This is a genomic window from Nonomuraea sp. NPDC049480 (assembly GCF_044465905.1).
In the GTDB taxonomy this organism is placed as follows: Bacteria; Actinomycetota; Actinomycetes; order Streptosporangiales; family Streptosporangiaceae; genus Nonomuraea.
This window is the reverse complement of record NZ_JBITMD010000038.1, coordinates 1-15,535: the sequence shown is the minus strand read 5'-3', so window position 1 is coordinate 15,535 and position 15,535 is coordinate 1. Positions and strand designations below refer to the sequence as shown.

At 67.8% G+C, this 15,535-nt stretch carries 17 protein-coding genes and 1 pseudogene; 9 read left to right on the top strand and 9 right to left on the bottom strand.

From position 1 onward, the window contains the following. Positions 1–27 precede the first annotated feature (27 nt). Complete coding sequence (locus ACIBX3_RS54960; RefSeq protein ID WP_397128803.1) at positions 28–921, top strand: SDR family oxidoreductase; 894 nt, start codon at positions 28–30, stop codon at positions 919–921. An 84-nt stretch (positions 922–1,005) separates the two neighbouring features. On the opposite strand, the gene ACIBX3_RS54955 is transcribed toward ACIBX3_RS54960, so the two are convergent. The 6 genes from ACIBX3_RS54955 to ACIBX3_RS54930 all read right to left on the bottom strand — a co-directional run bounded on the left by ACIBX3_RS54955 (position 1,006) and on the right by ACIBX3_RS54930 (position 7,253). Continuing rightward, a complete protein-coding gene (locus tag ACIBX3_RS54955) occupies positions 1,006–2,217 on the bottom strand; it encodes a hypothetical protein (protein ID WP_397128802.1) in 1,212 nt (403 codons plus the stop codon). Positions 2,218–2,388: 171 nt separating this feature from the next. Beyond that, the gene (locus ACIBX3_RS54950) at positions 2,389–3,405 is read right to left on the bottom strand and encodes a LacI family DNA-binding transcriptional regulator (RefSeq protein WP_397128801.1); all 1,017 of its coding nucleotides are present in this window, start codon (positions 3,403–3,405) and stop codon (positions 2,389–2,391) included. A gap of 102 nt (positions 3,406–3,507) precedes the next feature. Continuing rightward, positions 3,508–4,707, bottom strand: a complete 1,200-nt coding sequence (ligD, locus tag ACIBX3_RS54945; RefSeq protein WP_397128800.1) for a non-homologous end-joining DNA ligase — start codon at positions 4,705–4,707, stop codon at positions 3,508–3,510. A gap of 39 nt (positions 4,708–4,746) precedes the next feature. Next, positions 4,747–6,045, bottom strand: coding sequence for a type II toxin-antitoxin system HipA family toxin (locus tag ACIBX3_RS54940; RefSeq protein ID WP_397128799.1), 1,299 nt, complete (start codon positions 6,043–6,045; stop codon positions 4,747–4,749). Then, complete coding sequence (locus ACIBX3_RS54935) at positions 6,045–6,332, bottom strand: helix-turn-helix domain-containing protein (protein WP_397128798.1); 288 nt, start codon at positions 6,330–6,332, stop codon at positions 6,045–6,047. Before ACIBX3_RS54935 ends, ACIBX3_RS54940 begins: the two co-directional genes overlap by 1 nt. Positions 6,333–6,503: 171 nt before the next feature. Then, positions 6,504–7,253: a crotonase/enoyl-CoA hydratase family protein gene (locus tag ACIBX3_RS54930; RefSeq protein ID WP_397128797.1), complete on the bottom strand. Its 750-nt coding sequence runs from the start codon at positions 7,251–7,253 to the stop codon at positions 6,504–6,506. Between the two features lie 433 nt (positions 7,254–7,686). Here ACIBX3_RS54930 and ACIBX3_RS54925 point away from each other — a divergent pair, with 433 nt between their 5' ends. From ACIBX3_RS54925 to ACIBX3_RS54910, 4 genes are all read left to right on the top strand, one after another. After that, entirely contained in the window at positions 7,687–7,935 is a 249-nt protein-coding gene (locus tag ACIBX3_RS54925; RefSeq protein WP_397128796.1) for a hypothetical protein, read from the top strand. Then, positions 7,932–8,333, top strand: coding sequence for a DNA-binding protein (locus ACIBX3_RS54920; RefSeq protein ID WP_397128795.1), 402 nt, complete (start codon positions 7,932–7,934; stop codon positions 8,331–8,333). The genes ACIBX3_RS54925 and ACIBX3_RS54920 overlap by 4 nt, the downstream gene beginning before the upstream one ends. A 79-nt stretch (positions 8,334–8,412) precedes the next feature. Next, positions 8,413–8,982 carry an ImmA/IrrE family metallo-endopeptidase gene (locus ACIBX3_RS54915; protein ID WP_397128794.1) on the top strand — a complete coding sequence of 190 codons (570 nt, stop codon included), beginning with the start codon at positions 8,413–8,415 and terminating at the stop codon, positions 8,980–8,982. Positions 8,983–9,090: 108 nt separating this feature from the next. Beyond that, positions 9,091–9,429: a tyrosine-type recombinase/integrase gene (locus ACIBX3_RS54910; protein ID WP_397128793.1), complete on the top strand. Its 339-nt coding sequence runs from the start codon at positions 9,091–9,093 to the stop codon at positions 9,427–9,429. Positions 9,430–10,109: 680 nt separating this feature from the next. Here ACIBX3_RS54910 and ACIBX3_RS54905 read toward each other — a convergent pair. Next, on the bottom strand, positions 10,110–10,298 hold the full coding sequence (locus ACIBX3_RS54905) for a hypothetical protein (protein WP_397128792.1): 189 nt from the start codon (positions 10,296–10,298) through the stop codon (positions 10,110–10,112). Beyond that, complete coding sequence (locus tag ACIBX3_RS54900; RefSeq protein ID WP_397128872.1) at positions 10,288–10,464, bottom strand: hypothetical protein; 177 nt, start codon at positions 10,462–10,464, stop codon at positions 10,288–10,290. The genes ACIBX3_RS54905 and ACIBX3_RS54900 overlap by 11 nt, the downstream gene beginning before the upstream one ends. Between ACIBX3_RS54900 and ACIBX3_RS54895 the strand changes: the two are divergent. Then, positions 10,436–10,720, top strand: a pseudogene (locus tag ACIBX3_RS54895) (3'-5' exonuclease); the annotation flags it as partial. The gene ACIBX3_RS54900 and the pseudogene ACIBX3_RS54895 overlap by 29 nt on opposite strands. Before the next feature lie 879 nt (positions 10,721–11,599). On the opposite strand, the gene ACIBX3_RS54890 reads toward ACIBX3_RS54895, so the two are convergent. Then, the gene (locus ACIBX3_RS54890; RefSeq protein ID WP_397128791.1) at positions 11,600–12,145 is read right to left on the bottom strand and encodes an ATP-binding protein; all 546 of its coding nucleotides are present in this window, start codon (positions 12,143–12,145) and stop codon (positions 11,600–11,602) included. Positions 12,146–12,260: 115 nt separating this feature from the next. On the opposite strand from ACIBX3_RS54890, the gene ACIBX3_RS54885 reads away from it, so the two are divergent. From ACIBX3_RS54885 to ACIBX3_RS54875, 3 genes are read left to right on the top strand one after another with little or no spacing between them, the layout of a single operon-like run. Next, positions 12,261–12,473 carry a hypothetical protein gene (locus ACIBX3_RS54885; protein ID WP_397128790.1) on the top strand — a complete coding sequence of 71 codons (213 nt, stop codon included), beginning with the start codon at positions 12,261–12,263 and terminating at the stop codon, positions 12,471–12,473. A gap of 24 nt (positions 12,474–12,497) precedes the next feature. Continuing rightward, a complete protein-coding gene (locus tag ACIBX3_RS54880; RefSeq protein WP_397128789.1) occupies positions 12,498–12,890 on the top strand; it encodes a hypothetical protein in 393 nt (130 codons plus the stop codon). A gap of 1 nt (position 12,891) precedes the next feature. Continuing rightward, positions 12,892–15,303: a DUF4132 domain-containing protein gene (locus ACIBX3_RS54875; RefSeq protein ID WP_397128788.1), complete on the top strand. Its 2,412-nt coding sequence runs from the start codon at positions 12,892–12,894 to the stop codon at positions 15,301–15,303. Positions 15,304–15,535: the final 232 nt, after the last annotated feature.

Sequence of the window (15,535 nt, the reverse complement as noted above, 5' to 3'; positions counted from 1 at the left end):
GTCCCGATTCGGGGGTAGTGGAGCCGCATGCGCATTCTCGTCACGGGAGCCACGGGCACGCTGGGCAGGGCCTTGGTCCCCGCACTGGTCAAGGCGGGTCACCAGGTGCGGGCGTTGAGCCGTACCAAGAGGGAGAGCCGCGGGAACGTCGAGTGGGTGTGGGGTGACCTGTTCTCCGGCAACGGTGTACCGGAGGCCGTGCGCGGCGTGGAGGCGGTCGCGCATCTGGCGACGAGCGGCCGCAAGGGGCGCGGCGCGGTGGACATCCCGGGCACCCGCCTGCTCATCGTGGCCGCCCGTGAGGCCGGCGTCGGACACCTGCTGCTCACCTCGATGGTCGGCGCCGACCGCGCGCCGGTCGGCTATCTCAGGTACAAGCTGGAGGCCGAGCGCCTGGTCGGTGAGAGCGGCCTGGGCTGGACGGTGCTTCGCTCCACCCACTTCCAGCAGTGGCTCAACCGGCGGCTGCGCGACTTCGTCTCACTCCCGGTGCTGCCGGTGGACCCGTCCGTGCTCTGGCAGCCGGTCCACACGGGCGAGGTGGCCGCGCGCGTGGCCGAGTTGCTCGCCGGCGGGCCGCTCGGCACGGAGGTCGAGTACGGTGGCCCGCAGGTGCTCGACACCGCCGAGCTGGCGCGGACGTGGCTGGACGCCCAGCATCTGCGCCGCCCCTGCCTGCCCATCCGCTACCCCGGCCGCCTGTACGCGGCCCAGCGGGCCGGCGACCTGACCACAGACGCGACGCCCAAGGGCGGGATCACCTGGCAGGACTATCTGGTCCCGCCCCCGCCCGTCCCCTCGGACGACTTCGCCTCCGAGCACACCGCCTCCCCCACCAGCCCGGCCAACCAGCCCGAGCAGGACCCGGACCTGCACGTTTACGGCGGTGACGAGGGTTACGAGCGCCCGACGCGCGGCTAGCCCCGGTTCCGGCACGTCGAGCGGCGCGGCAGCCGGCATGTGGCCGAAGACACCATGACGCCACGCCGCCCGGTGTCCCGCGTTCTACGCGACCTTCTCCAGGAGGTACGTGCCGGTGCCGTCGGCCATGCCCATGCTGTACTGCCGCAGCTCCTGGTTGTTCGCGAGCACGGACTGGCCGGCCATGAAGCCGGTGCTCTTGATCTGGAGCCCGACCTTGTCCGAGCCCGGCACGTCCCGGTAAATGTAGAAGCGCTGGCGGTCGTCCACAGTCCGGCAGCTCTCCTCCATGAGCCTGCCGCCCTCGGCGGCCGTCTCCCCGGAATGCAACGTCAGGCACTTGCCGCTGTAGCGGGTGATGAGGACGTGCTCGGGCATGCCGTTGCTCACAGGCCCCTGGCACAGGCTCCATTGGGCGCGGGAGGAACTCGACCAGGCCTGCAGCCGGATCTCCTCGGTGCCGTCCTGGTTCCACCAGTTCAGCAGCCGGTCCGGGGTGCCGATCCGGTAGTAGCCCGCCTCACACGCGAAGCCCGGTGGCACGGCGAACGGCGCCACCACGGTTCCCGAGGCGCCTTCCACCGTGAGCGGTTCGTCCGCCTGCTGCCGCGCCTGCTTTTCCGCCTTCTCCTTGGCCGCCGCGCCGTCACAGCCGAGTTGTATCTGCGCCAGCCTCATGAGGCTGTTGGGGGGTACGGCGTCCTCGCACCGGATGGCGCCTTCCTCCATCACCGAGTAGGTCGTGTAGGCGCCGCCGGGGCGCTCGATCCACTCGGTGGCGTACTGGCCGCCGCCCTTGTCGACGCGGCTGCAGTTGATACCGGCGTACTGGCCGGTGACCTTGCGGGTGCCCTTGAACAGGCCGTAGTAGCCGGGAGCGAGGAAGTTCCAGGTGATCTGCTGGACTTCCTTGTCCGTGGAGGCGGTGCTCGTCTTGACGGTCCGGTTCACGAACCCCGAAACGAAGCCGAGCGTAGCGATGTTGAACTGGGCTGTGATCTGCGTGGTCGTGCCGACTTCTACGGTGATGGTGGTCGAGTTCTCGAGTGTGATGACCTGGCTGCCCGTGGTGCCGGCCGTGACGAAGAAGGTCTTGAAGTGGGTGATCGTCGGGGTCATCGTCGCGCTCTTGATCAACGGATAACGCTTGCCGAGATCGGCTGCGGTGCAGGGTTCGCCTGCCTTGGGGTCTGCGGCGAGGGCGGGTCCGGCCGCCGCGGTCCCGCCGATGGCCGCCGAGGCGGCGAACATCGCCAGCGTGAGCGCACTCCTGAGCCAAGGACGTAAGCGTGTCACTGAGGTCTCCCTTCGGCCGGGCCCCGGGGAAGGGCCGCCGGCGGACTGGCTTGCTGCAAGCGCTTACAGCGCGATTTTCACAGTGAGCAGCCAAGCCTGACCTGTCAAGACCCGTGTCAGGAAACGGTCACCCCACTCCCCTGTCGCGTCGCCGCGAATGCGGGAGGGCGGTCAGGCCGCGCCGCAGCCGCAGCTGCCGCGGATCACCAGATGGGTCTCCAGCACGCGGTCGACCGCGGCGGGCACGGTGCCCTCGACGTCGCGCAGGAGCAACCGTGCGGTCTCCATCCCCAGCTCGCGCATCGGCTGGTGCACTGTAGTGAGCCCGGAAACCGGCAGGCCGGCCATCGGGATGTCGTCGAAGCCGGTGACCGCCACGTCCTGCGGCACCCGATGCCCCCGGTCGAGGAGCCCGAGCACGGCGCCGATCGCGGTCTCGTCGTTGGCGCAGACCAGGGCACGCGGCGGCGACGCGGCCGCCAGCAGCCGGTTGACGGCGATGAACCCCTCAGACTGGGTCAGCCCCACCCGAACCGGCTCCGCGGGCGCCCCGGCCCCGGCGTGCCGGTGCGCCTGCGTGAACCCCTGCCAGCGATACCCGGCGTCCGGCGAACTACCGGGATCACCGACGAACGCCAGCCGGTCATAGCCGTGGTCGACCAGCAGGTGCCTGGTCAAGCGGTCGAACACCGAGACGTTCTCGACCCGCACCGTGGGAACGCCCGCCCGGGGCCTGCTGGCCAGCAGCACCACCGGGTCGCCGCGGTCGCGCAGCCGGTCCACCACCTCGTCGGGCAGGACCCCGCCCATGACGGCGAGCCCGTCGACCCGCGCGGCGGTGTCCCTGACCAGTTCGTCGGACTCGCGAAGCAGGTGAGTGCCGAGGATGACGACGGCGAGCTGAGCGCGTACGGCCTCTTCTTCGAATCCGCCGATCACCTCGGAGTAGTACGGCCCCGACAGGCCGGGGAACACGATGCCGAGCGCGCCGTGCGAGCGCTTGGCCAGCCCGCTGCCCAGCCGGCTCGGCCGGAAATCGTGCCGCTCGATGGCGGCCAGCACACGGCGGCGGGTGTCGTCGGAGACCTGGCCCACGCCGCGGGCCACCCTGGAGACGGTCGCCACCGACACGCCGATCTCCTGCGCGATCTCCTGGAGGGTCGCGCCACGCTTGCCCCGCCTCGTCATCACCGCACCCGAGGTCCTGAAAACGTTTGCGGAAAGATCTCTGGACTCTATCCACCCGTGAACGCGGAGCGCAATGCCCTGCTCATCTTCTCGGAGACAGGGCTAGCCTCTCGGGTCCATGCCGCGCCAGGGATCGTAGTCGACCTCCAGCGCCTCCTGCGGCGGCCGCTCCCCTTCGGGAACATTCTGCAGATTGACCCTGATCCGATACCACACGCTGCTGCGGCCCCGCATCCCGTCCACCAGCACATCCGCGGGCTCCAGTTTGGCGGCCACCTCGGGATGCCGCGCCTTCCACCGCTCGAACCCCGCCATGGCCTCGTCCTTGTGCTCGGCCCTGGCGATCTCGATGACGGGCATCGTCTGCTGCCTGCGCCCGGCCCCCTTGGGCGGCTTGGGCGCGGGCCCGAGCTCCTCGGCCAGCTCCAGCAGCCCGTCCAGCGACCCGGCGTGCAGATCCATGTCCTCCCACGGGTCGCCGACCTCGGCCAGCCGTCGCGGCACGGTCTCGATGGTGAAGACCTCCGGCCGGCACCCGGGCACCTCGTCCCACGTCAGCGGGGTCGAAACCCGGGCATCCGGCACGGCCCGCACCGAATAGGCAGAAGCGACGGTCCGGTCGTAGGCGTTCTGGTTGAAGTCGACGAACACCCCGTGCCGTTCCTCCTTCCACCACCGGCTGGTCGCCAGGTCGGGGGCGCGCCGCTCGACCTCCCGCGCCACGGTCTCGGCCGCCTTGCGCACCTTCGCGAACGGCCAGCGCCGCTCGATCCGCGCGTACACATGAAAACCCCGCGACCCGGACGTCTTCGGCCAGGCGACCAGCCCGTGGTCGGCGAGCACCTCCCGCGCCACCTGCGCCGTCTTCAGCACGTCGGCCCACTCGACGCCGGGGACCGGGTCGAGGTCGATGCGCAGCTCGTCGGGCTGGGAGAGGTCGTCGGAACGCACGGGATGCGGGTTCAGATCGACGCACCCGAGGTTGACCACCCACAACAACTGCGCCAAGTCGGTGCATACGACCTCTTCGGCACTGAGCCCCGACCGGTATTTGAGCTCGGCCACCTCGATCCAGTCGGGCCGCTTGGCCGGGGCGCGTTTCTGGAAGAACGCCTCCTGCTCGATGCCGTGCACGAACCGCTTGAGCACCATCGGCCGGCCGTGCACGCCCCGCAGCGCCCCCTCGCCCACGGCCTCGTAGAACCGGATCAGGTCGAGCTTGGTGTGCCCGGACTGCGGGAAGACGACCTTGTCGGGGCTGGTGATGCGGACTTCGCGCCCGGCGACCTCGATGTCAGGCATGAGGTCACGATACGCGGCGCCCCTGACATTCCCCGGCAGTCACCCTCGCCCGACGGCACGTGGCAGGCGCAGCAAGGTGGAGACCCGCGCCGCTGCCGCGTCCACCAGCGTGCCTGGCAGTGGCCGCCCCAAGGAGCGGACCTCCGGAGCGGCCGCCGCGTCGGACAGCGCATCGGGCAACGCGCGAGCCAGCTCGTCGATCCTGCTCCACAGCTCGTCGCCGTCCAGGCCGAGCCGTTCCGCGAGGCGCCGCCACGAGCTCCATCCGACGGATTTCAGCCGGTATTCACCACCTATCTTCATCGCCAGTTTGATCTTGTGCGGGTTCATCACGTCGGGGTACGGCAGGGCCGAAGAAATGTCATAGAGAGGGGCCAGCCGTACTTGATCGCCTGACAGCAGCACCGAATAGTTCTTGGCATGTCCGTCGGTCCCGGCCAGCAACCAGTTGAAGACGAGCGCGTCAACGAACGCTCGCACCGAAACCTGCGCCTGATGGGGAGGCTGAACCCGGCGGAACAACGCGGCGACGTCCTCGGGGCCGGGCCCACCCTCGCTCTGGTATTTGTGCACCGGATGGATGCCGAGAGACTGACATAGATCCTCCTGGTGCACCCGGACCCACACATCGTTCGCGCGGAGCCTGTCATAGCGCTCAACGACCACGGCACTCTGGTCGCCGAAGGTCCGGATGTCAGTGCGAGCAGCGGTCAGCCCAACGGCCCGGGCGGCCCTGAGGCAGAGGTGCTCGTTGACATCCTGGTCGACGAGGTCGGGGATGGCCGGCTTGACGATGTGCGTCGTGGGAATCCGCCCCCACGTTCGGCCCCATTTGCCGTCTTCGCACAGGAGCGCCACTTTGGCCTGCACTCCGGCGAGGCTGAACTGCCCCTCTTCTGGACCGGAGTGCCATGCGGCGGAGTCGCGGTTCAGGCCGCGCACTATCTGGGCGATCCCGTCCTCGTCCAGCCATTCAACGCCACCGGCATCCAGAACCCGCTCGTAGTGGCTCAATGGGGCGAACTGCACGGCACCCGCGCAGTCCATCCCGACGTGCTGCAGCAGAGCGACGGGATTGGCTGCGGACACCCCGAACTCCCGTGCCCACCTGGTCAGAACGGCGGGATTCTCCGGCAACAGCCCCCAGAGGAACGCCTCCACCTCGGGCCCATCATGCGTCTCCACATGGGATGGCAGGGACAGCGACAACGGGGTCGCGTTCGGCAGCCACTCCCGCACCTCCAGGTCATAGGAAAACCGGATCCGGCCCATGGCGTCCTGCGTCAGCTCGCCGATGCAGATGCCGTTCAGCAGGACCATCAGCGTGCTGCCGGGCATCAGGGATTCCTCCGTACGGCGGCGAGGACCTCGTCCAGGTCGATGGAACGGCCATAGGACATCGCCGGCCTTGGCACGGCAGGATCCTTGATCTCCATAGTGAGTCCCAGCACGCCCAGCGCCCGCATGACCAGGCCGAGCTCCAGCGTGGCCCGGCCGGCCTCAAGCCGGACGATCCACTGACGGCTCACTCCGAGCTCGTCGGCCACCGCCTGCTGTGTCCGGCCGAGCGCACGACGCCGCCGGCGAACGAGCGCGCCAAGCTCGATCGGAGTTTTCGCGTACATGGAAACCTCAAATTGTCATCGTACGGCGACATCAGAATACTTGTCGCCGTACGACGACACCACCGTCTTCCTGGCGCGGCGGGGCTCCTCCCAGTACGTCGAACCACGACGATGGCGAACGGCGATGGCCGCTCGCCGTACCGCCACACCTCATCGATCGATCAGCCGCCGTCAGATCGCGTTGTAGCCGCCATGGCGGCCCGCCCCCTCGGCGAAGCTGGCGGCACCGCCGACGGCGTCGGGCAGCGACACCAGCCCGTGCCGCAGCTCGTTCCGCATCGCCTCCTCCTCGCCGAGCCCCTCCTGCTCCAGCGCCGACAGCCGATCCCCGCGCAGACAGGTCTGCGGGAAGCGGGCGATCTCGCGCGCCAGCTCCTCGGCGTGCCGCCGCGCCATCCCCGTGGGAACCAGCCGGTTGGCCAGCCCCATCTCGTACGCCTCCCGCCCGCCCACCGTCCGCCCGGTGAGGATCATGTCCATGGCCCTGGACGCCCCGATGAGCCTGGGCAACCGCACGGTGCCCCCGTCGATCAGCGGTACCCCCCACCGCCGGCAGAACACCCCGAACACCGCCTCTTCTTCGGCCACCCGCAGGTCGCACCAGAGAGCGAGCTCCAGCCCGCCCGCGACAGCGTGCCCGGCGACGGCGGCGATGACCGGCTTGGCCAGGCGCATCCTGGTCGGCCCCATCGGCCCGTCGCCCTCCTCGCCGACGTGGTTGTCGAGCGCCTTGAGATCGGCGCCGGCGCAGAACGTGCCACCCTCGCCCCACAACACCGCCACGTCGGCGTCGGAATCCTCGAAGTCCCGGAACGCGTCCGTCAGCGCGTCGGCGGTCTTGCGATCGACGGCGTTGCGCGCCTCCGGCCTGCTGATCACCACGGTGGTGACGGGACCCTGGCGCTCCACGCGTACGGTCATGCGGCCCTCCTCGGGGGAACGTGCGGATTCTCCTCGGGGAACGTGCCGAGCGTACGCTCATGCCAAAGTCCCGGCCAGCGCCATGCCGTTCACGTGGACCTCATCCGGGTGACGGTCTGCTGGAAGAGGTCGGGGTAGTTCGGGAACAGCGGCACGATCCCCCTGTAGTGGTCTCTACCCTCGGCGCCCGTCCTCAGCGTCTCGGCCCACAGCCGCGACCGACTGCAGCCGGCCAGCCCGCCGATTGAGCTCCCTCAGGGGCCGCAACGTTACGCACTTCCAGAGATCCTGGTGGGTGATTCCGATGTTCACGGTTCACACACCGACATCACGGCAATTCCACGTCAAGGTGGGCGCCAGGCTGGGTGTCCACTTCGAGCGGCCCGTCACGAGCGAAGCGGCACCGTCGTGCATACCGCAGTATGCTTGGTCCATGGCGGATACGACACGCATCACGGTGACGCTGCCGAGTGACCAGGTCGCCGAGCTCAGGAAGCTCACCGACAACGTCTCCGGCTATGTGGCCGAGGCGGTCGCACGTCAGCTGCGACACCAGCTCCTGGGCGCCGACCTGCTGCGTTATCAGGAGGAGCACGGAGAGTTCACCGAGGAGGAGCTGGCTCAGGCCCGCTCCAGGATCTTCGGGGCGGCGGACCTCGACGGTTCAGCGGGCACGGCGTGATCGAGCACGTCGAAACCGTCGTTCTGGACTCCCAGGGGCTCTCCTCCTGGATCGCGCAAGATCGCAAGATTCTCGCGATGTTCCAGGTGTTCCAGACCATGGGCGCCGATTTCGTCATCGGCGCCAACACCATCGTGGAAGTCAGCCACACGCGGGTGAACATGCCTCGACTGCAGTGGGCGCTCTCCCGCGTCAAGGTCGAGCCAGTAACTGAGAGTGCGGCGAAGGCGGCCGCGAAGCTGCTCAAGGGAGCACGTCTGCACGGCCACAAGTACGCGATCGACGCGACGGTCGCCGAGGTGGCACTGCGCCAGCCGGGACCGGTGGCCATACTGACCTCCGACGTCGACGACATGGCCCGGCTGTGCGGCGACCGCGTCCGGCTCATCGGCATCTGAGCGGGCAACCGCGGGCGATAACAGAATGTGACAATATAGCCACGCTCCGTGAAATACTTCAAGCATCTTCGGCATCGACGTGGCGATCAGCGAGCTGCCTGTGGGCTTCGACGGCCTGGCTTGCAGTAAGGAGCACTACCGGCTGATCATCACCGACACCTCGACGGTCCCCAGCCGCCAGCGGTTCACCCTCGCCCACGAGCTGGGGCATGTGCTGGCCGCGGATGATCAAGGCCTGCTGCTTGACACTGACATCTACGACAAGCACCACAGCAAGCAGTCCTCCGAAATCCGTGCCAACGCTTTCGCCACCGCCTTCCTTTTGCCGGAGGAGTTGCTGAGGTCGGAGACGAGCGACATGGCGTGGACAGACGACGCCTTCGCCAAGCCGGCCTTCCGGTGGTGGGTGTCACCGAGCGCGCTCGCCTGGCGACTGCACAACCTTGACCTGATCTCCAAGGAACTCTGCGACTCGTTCCGGGGCATGACGACTGAGATGGCGGCACTGCTCGCCGGGGAGCTGGGCTCGTTCACCGAGTGGATCGACGCCGCCTCCCGTCGCCGCCCCCCGCAACTGCTGTTGCGTGACACCTTCCAGGCCTCGAAAGCGAACGCAACAACAGCATCCGGATCCGAAACGTCCGGCTGACCGCGATTCCGTTCGCTGTTCTCCTACGCGGCCCTGCACCATCCCGAGCACGCCCTGCTCATCCAGCGTGTCCCGGCCATCCCACCCAAACGGTTCGACAAGCGGATCGTGACGTTCCTGACTGCACCGGAGATCGACGCGCTCCTGGCCGCGCCGGACCCATCCCGCTGGGAAGGACGACGCGACCGCGCCCTCATACTCCTGGCCGTCCAGACCGGCCTGCGGGTTTCCGAGATCATCGGCCTCAGCTGCCGCGACGTCACACTCGGCACCGGCGCGAACGTCCGCTGCGAAGGCAAAGGACGCAAGCACCGCGCTGTCCCGCTTACCAGTCCCGTCCAGGACCTCCTACGGGATTGGCTCACCGAACGGGCAGGGCACCCCCACGAGCCGCTCTTTCCCTCCCGCGCAGGACGACGGCTCAGCCGAGACGCCATCGCGGTTTGATGGCCCCATGGATACATGGTCTGCCTTACTCAAGAGACCCCTTCCTCTCGCATCATCGCTGGTGCTGCTTCTCGCGAGCACTGCCTGTTCCGGTGGCGAGACGTCTCAGGCATCCAACTCCTCCAACACCGCAACGTCAGCCTCATCGGTTAGCGCGACACCGACAGGCGGTCACTGGACTGAAGGTGATGACCCACTGATCATCATTCGGGACACGAGCGCTAGCTACCTCATGGGAGAGCAGAGAACACTCGGGTACGACGCGGAGAGCAAGTGCCTTGTTCTTATGCAGAAACATGGACACTCGGCCATTGTATGGCCCAAAGGTACACACCCCATTAATCACAATGGTCGACGTGGAGTGGACGTGCCGAAGTTAGGTCGGATTTATGTAGGAGATAGGCTATCCATGGTCGGCGGATACGAATTCTGGGGAAAACAACCACCTGCGGAGTTTCATATAGACAGTGCCGCTAGGTGCATAAGGAAGATTCCGGATGGAGAGGTCTTCATCGCGGGACACCTCGAAGGTGTAGAGCGAACAAAATAGTTTTTAATTGGGGGATTTAAAAACCCGATTCTCCTCTCGGTCTCGATCGAGACGCGTGCGCTCCCCATATACTCTGAGGCCCGCGCGGGCGTGCTGGGCCGAGAAAATCACTGCAAGAACCGCAATTGGATCAGCCGGCGATGAGCGTCTGAAGCAGGCGTTCAAAGGCGCTGATATCCGAACATCCGACCGGGTGACCGAAGGTGATCTCCGCTACGCCGTTGTTACGTCTTTTGGGAAATCGACGCAAGTTCGAATGATGCCGCAAGCCGGACTTAACGGCCAGGCCGTGGATGGCCTCAAGCGCCTCAAGCAACACCGCACGCGTTTCCGGGATGGATCACGACCTCGATCACGTTGCGGAGCGCGCGCGAGCGATCGAGATAGATCGTCACCTGGCCTCCCGGATGGTGTAGCTCGCAGCATTTCTTCAGCAGGTGGGTGAGCGCCGCGGCGGATGCCGATGGGGTACGTCTGGCGACCATGCACGCCATGAAAGGGCTGGAATTCCGGTGCGTCGCGGTGGTGGGGGTGACCGCGAGCGCCGTGCCGTTCGCGAAGGGGATCACTCCGCTGGAGGTGGACCGTATCCAGCACGACAGTGACCTGCCCAGGGAGCGCTGTGTGCTCTTCGTGGCGTGCACCCGGGCCAGGGAGGCGCTGTACATGTCGTGGAGCGGGACTCCGAGCCCGTTCCTGCAGGTCAGCCCTCCGGCGAGGGGCGCAGAGCGCCGCTGGTGAGACCGTCGCGTGCCGGCGAGGCCGCTCGATCGCCCAGCTCGGCGAGTTCCTTGACGCGGCGTTCGAACTCCTCGAGCGCCCGGAAGGCTTTCCCCTACAGTCGCTGGTCCTCGATGGCCATCTGGGGATGCGCGAGCCTCCGGCATCGGCCCGGGAGCCTCCGCTGGCGCTGGTGGATCGCCTGATGTTCGCACCGCTGCGGACGAACCCCTCCAGATAGGAGGTGTCGAGCTGATCGCTGGTGGAGAGGACTTGTCCCTCGGTGATGTCGACGAGCCCGGCCCTGGCCAGATCACCCACCTTGACCGTGGCGCCGTCGAGAGGACCGGGGCCTGATGTGAGGGGCGGCAACAGCTCCAGCAGTTCCTGGATCCGGCCTGTCAGCGCTTGCCTGGCGGACGCGTACTCCGCCAGGTGGTCGGTGTGCGAGGCCGCGACGTACTTCGCGGGTGTGAGGTCAACCATCTCGTCGAGGAGATCGATCAGCGGCACGTTCACGACCTGGCCCGGAGATGGTTCGAACGGGCCGTCCGGATCGTTGCCTGTCAGGTACGCCATGCGGATCGAGGACGCCGCGCCATCGGGAGAGGCGGGCCGGGTCAGGAGCCACAGGTATACGGGCTGGGCGTGGGAGGCCACCATCCCGGAGGGCAGGGCGATGACGTCGGTGAGGATGCCGCGCCGTACGAGCCCGGAATGTCACCGTGTAAGTCCGGCCCGCCGACCCGCATGCCGCCTGCCGAGGACCCGTCCGAGAGAGGGCCCTGCTCAGGGAGCCGGTGGCGTGCGTAGGAAGAAGACCACGACAGCACACGCTCATGGACCAGTAGTTCGCAGCGGGGATGTGGATGGCCGCGAATCGACGGCACCAGGTGTCGTTCATGACAGGTGCGATGAGATCAGCGCGTTCACCTTGGCGAGACGTTGGTCGAGGTCGCCGGCAGGGATGTCGATGAGCTCGTAGCCGAACGCGCGGTAGCTCTGTTCGTGGATTCGCTCGAACACCAGTGACTCCTGGAAACCGATCCGCCGGGCCGCGGTCGGCTCGCAGAACCCCAGATTGCGGATGAAGAGCACCTGTCGCTCGTAGATCCCCTCGGAGGTGATCCGTTCGAGCTCTGCGGCCAGTGTCCGGGACACCGGCCGCCCCAAGTGCACGGCCAGCGCATGGGTGCAGACCGGCGACCGGTCGAACACTTGGACGGAACCCGCGGCAGAGGCCTCCAGTTGCCGCTGCCGCTGCAGAGTGACGATCTCGTCGATGAAGGACGCCCGCCTCCATGGCTCGTCCTCGCCGCGAGCGTGCGCTCGCGCGATGACATCAGTCGCCGCCTCCTCGACGACCCCATGGCCGAGCTCGGCCAGGCGCCGCAGGATCGAGGTCTTCCCCGCGCCGGGCGGGCCGGTGAGAACGTAACGCCGCATGGTCGGAAGCCTTTCGTGCATGTCGAACACAGGCATCGGGGTCAGTGGAACCCGGGGAATGGAGTGATGGGACAGTGGCGGTTCTCGCACGGCTCACACGCCGGAGATGTCCACGATGTCCAGAGCGTCGAACGAGGCGATCACGGCCAGATCGTTCAACGTCGTGCTGTTTTCATTACAGCCTGCCGCCCAGGTCCTGGCAAGCACCACGCCAGGCTCGAAGGCACGCACCCGCCCGGCGGACGGCATCGTTGATCATGTGGGCAGCGTGCCCGGCGCGGCCGAGGTTTTGTCGTTCGACGCTGCTATAGATGGCGCCATCATCTGACATTTCATAGAACAGGGGCCTTCGATGGCGTTAGTGGTGTTTCGCGATGAGACGGCGACCGGCCGGGCGTTGGAGGAGTTCTCCCTCCCGGACCTGCCCGACCGGATCTCGGCCCGCGAGCTCGTACGACTCCGCGTCCGCGAGGAAGTGGCCCGCCACAACGCCGCCCCCTCCCACCACTTCCGCGGCCTGGTCAAGCCCACAGACGCCGAGACCGAGCTGAACGGCTACCGGATGCGCACCGCACGCAGGCTCGACTGGGAGAAGCAGGCCGACGCCGCCGAGGCCGCTTTCGCCCGCAACGGCTTCCTGCTGCTCGTCGGTGACCGGCAGATCGAGGACCTCGGCGAGGTGATCGACCTGACCGCCGACCCGGTGGTCTCCTTCGTCAAGCTCGTCTCGCTGGTCGGAGGGTGACATGGGGGTCCTCGACGACCTGCCCGCCGCGCACCGCGGCTGGCTGGACGAGCTCGGCGAGGCCACGCTGGAGGCGTTTCGGCACCTCGACGCGGCCTACACCGCCATCCACTACGGCCGCTTTCCCGACGACAGCCCGCTGGGGCGACTGGCCAGAACCTGGGGCGACGCCGGATGGCGGAACATGGCGTTGTGGATGCAGTTGTGCATGCGGACGCCTTACGGCATCTCGAACCCGGTGTCGACGGACATGGCCCGCCGCAAGCTGCGCTGGACCGCTCAGGAGCTGGACCTGTTGTGGCGTACGACGCTCGCCCCGTCGGAGCGGGAACGGATGACCGATCACCTCTACCGCATCCCGATCGCCGCGATCAAACACCTGTCCGCGGCCGAACGCGAGCCGTTGCTGCCCTACCTGCGCCAGGCCCAGCGCGAGATTGACGACGTGCCCCACGCGTCGAACTGGCAGGCCAAGCGTGTGCTGGACGACCTCCTGGCCGAGCACCCGACCGACGACCCCGCCGACGCCACGCGCTCTCTGCTCCCCGAAGGCGACGGCTTCGCCGCGCTGGTGCGCGAGGAGTACGGCAGGCGTCTCGGCCACCCGGCTCTGGTCCCGCTCGTTCGGCACTGGACCGCCGCCACGGCCGGCAACCCCGCCGCCAAGTGGTCGGCACGAGCCTCCAGCCTGCTCACCCCCGAGGCCGTCGCCCTGGTCAGGGAGGTGCTCGGCCGCGTCCCCGCCTACCGCGAGAAGGTCGAAAAGCGCCAGTACGGCGACTACGAGCACACCGTGGTCACCTACTTCCACGAGCGCACCGCCGTCCTGCTGCGCGGCATGATCTGGACGCTCGACCTCGTCGACGAGCCCTGGGTGACCGGGCTGCTGGGCGACGTCGCCGTGGCCACCGGCACCGGCATCGGCGGGTCGGGCGCCAACTCCCGCAGCGAGCTCGTGGCCAACGCCGCGATCGGCGCCCTGGCCCGGCGCGGCGGCCTCGACGTGGTCACGCAACTGGCCCGGGTCCAGGCCAAGGTCCGCAAGAAGAGCATCCTGTCCAAGGTCGACCGGACCCTGGAGGCGGTGTCGGCCCGGACCGGGCTGTCCCCGGAACAGCTGCTGGAGCGCACCGTCCCCACGTTCGGCCTGGGCCGCGACGGCACCCGTACAGAACACGGCCTCCGGATCTCCCTCGACGGCACGATCACCTACGGTTCGCGCAAGACCATCCCCAAGGCCGTCCGCGAGAAGCACAAGGACCTGCTGACCGAGCTCAAGGCGACCGCCAAGGAGCTGAAGAAGGCGCTGCCGGCCGAGCGCTTCCGGGTCGAACGCGCCCTGTCCACCGAGCGGATCTGGCGCTGGCACGAGGTGTGCGAGTTCTACCTCGGCCACCCGGTCACCGGCTCATTCGGCCGCACCCTGATCTGGGAGATCCTGCAGGGCCCCGCCGGGCTTCCCGTCCAGGTGGACGGCGCGTGGGAGCTCATGGACCCCGACGGCCGCCGCATCCGGCCCCGGCCCGACACCCCCGTTCAGCTGTGGCATCCGATCTCGCACTCCGCCGACGAGGTCCGCGTCTGGCGGGACCACCTGATCTCGTACGGCCTGCGCCAGCCGTTCAAGCAGGCCTTCCGCGAGGTCTACCTGCTCACCCCCGCCGAGGAGCGAACCCGCGACCATTCCCTCCGGTTCGCGAACCACCTGCTCCGCTACGGCCAGGCCAAGGCCTTGCTGACCGGCCGCGGCTGGACCGGGATGTCGCTGGGCCACTGGGACTGGGCCGGAGGTTCGGGACAGAGCGCCGCGGTCAAAACCCTTCCCGGCGGGCTGACCGCGTCGTGGTCGTTCGAGCTGGACATGGATTCCTTCGACCGCGACGGCTACGGCGGGACCGCCTCCATCTGCGTGAGCGGTGACCTCCGTGTCATCTCCGAGGACGGGCGGCGGCCGGTCCCGCTGGCCGAGGTGCCGCCGCTCATCCTGTCGGAGATGTTGCGTGACGCCGATCTGGCCGTCGGCGTTACCTCCACCGGCCTGGACCCTCAGGGCCACGGCGACTATTGGCACTCGTACGGCTTCGGCGACCTGAGCGAGACCGCCCGGGTCCGCCGCGACGCCCTCACCAGACTGCTCCCCCGCCTGGTCATCGCCGACCGGGCGGAGCTCACCGACCGTTTTCTGCGCGTCCGAGGCGATCTGCGCACATACAAGATCCATCTCGGGTCAGGCAACATCCTCATGGAGCCGAACGACGCTTACCTGTGCATCGTCCCGCAGGGCTCTGGCGACCAGGTCTTCCTGCCCTTCGAGGAGGACGGCGGCATGTTGTCGATCATCCTGTCGAAGGCGTTCCTGCTGGCCGAGGACAAGGCGATCACCGACCCGAGCATCGCCTCCCAGCTCCACTAGGCAGGCCCCTCGCTGAGCGACGATGTTACGGAGCGTGGCCCTGGCCGCACGCTATCGATCTCGGCGGTCTCGACGCGGAATCTCGCAATCGGCACAGCGGGTGATGGCAGAATGTGACCATGCGGCCACCCCGAGCGAAGTACTTCAACACCACCGGACCGTGCGACAAGGCCACGTAGTTAAGTGGCGGGGTCGGCTGTCAATTCGGGCGTTCGGTCAGTTGGTGGCGTAT

Coding starts and splice junctions, on each gene's coding strand:
- ACIBX3_RS54930 (WP_397128797.1), bottom strand. CDS start 7,253: ATGACCGTACGCGTGGAGCGCCAGGGTCCCGTCACCACCGTGGTGATC.
- ACIBX3_RS54935 (WP_397128798.1), bottom strand. CDS start 6,332: ATGTACGCGAAAACTCCGATCGAGCTTGGCGCGCTCGTTCGCCGGCGG.
- ligD (WP_397128800.1), bottom strand. CDS start 4,707: ATGCCTGACATCGAGGTCGCCGGGCGCGAAGTCCGCATCACCAGCCCC.
- ACIBX3_RS54880 (WP_397128789.1), top strand. CDS start 12,498: ATGGCGTTAGTGGTGTTTCGCGATGAGACGGCGACCGGCCGGGCGTTG.
- ACIBX3_RS54875 (WP_397128788.1), top strand. CDS start 12,892: ATGGGGGTCCTCGACGACCTGCCCGCCGCGCACCGCGGCTGGCTGGAC.
- ACIBX3_RS54940 (WP_397128799.1), bottom strand. CDS start 6,045: ATGCCCGGCAGCACGCTGATGGTCCTGCTGAACGGCATCTGCATCGGC.
- ACIBX3_RS54950 (WP_397128801.1), bottom strand. CDS start 3,405: ATGACGAGGCGGGGCAAGCGTGGCGCGACCCTCCAGGAGATCGCGCAG.
- ACIBX3_RS54885 (WP_397128790.1), top strand. CDS start 12,261: ATGTCCAGAGCGTCGAACGAGGCGATCACGGCCAGATCGTTCAACGTC.
- ACIBX3_RS54900 (WP_397128872.1), bottom strand. CDS start 10,464: ATGGTCGCCAGACGTACCCCATCGGCATCCGCCGCGGCGCTCACCCAC.
- ACIBX3_RS54925 (WP_397128796.1), top strand. CDS start 7,687: ATGGCGGATACGACACGCATCACGGTGACGCTGCCGAGTGACCAGGTC.
- ACIBX3_RS54960 (WP_397128803.1), top strand. CDS start 28: ATGCGCATTCTCGTCACGGGAGCCACGGGCACGCTGGGCAGGGCCTTG.
- ACIBX3_RS54890 (WP_397128791.1), bottom strand. CDS start 12,145: ATGCGGCGTTACGTTCTCACCGGCCCGCCCGGCGCGGGGAAGACCTCG.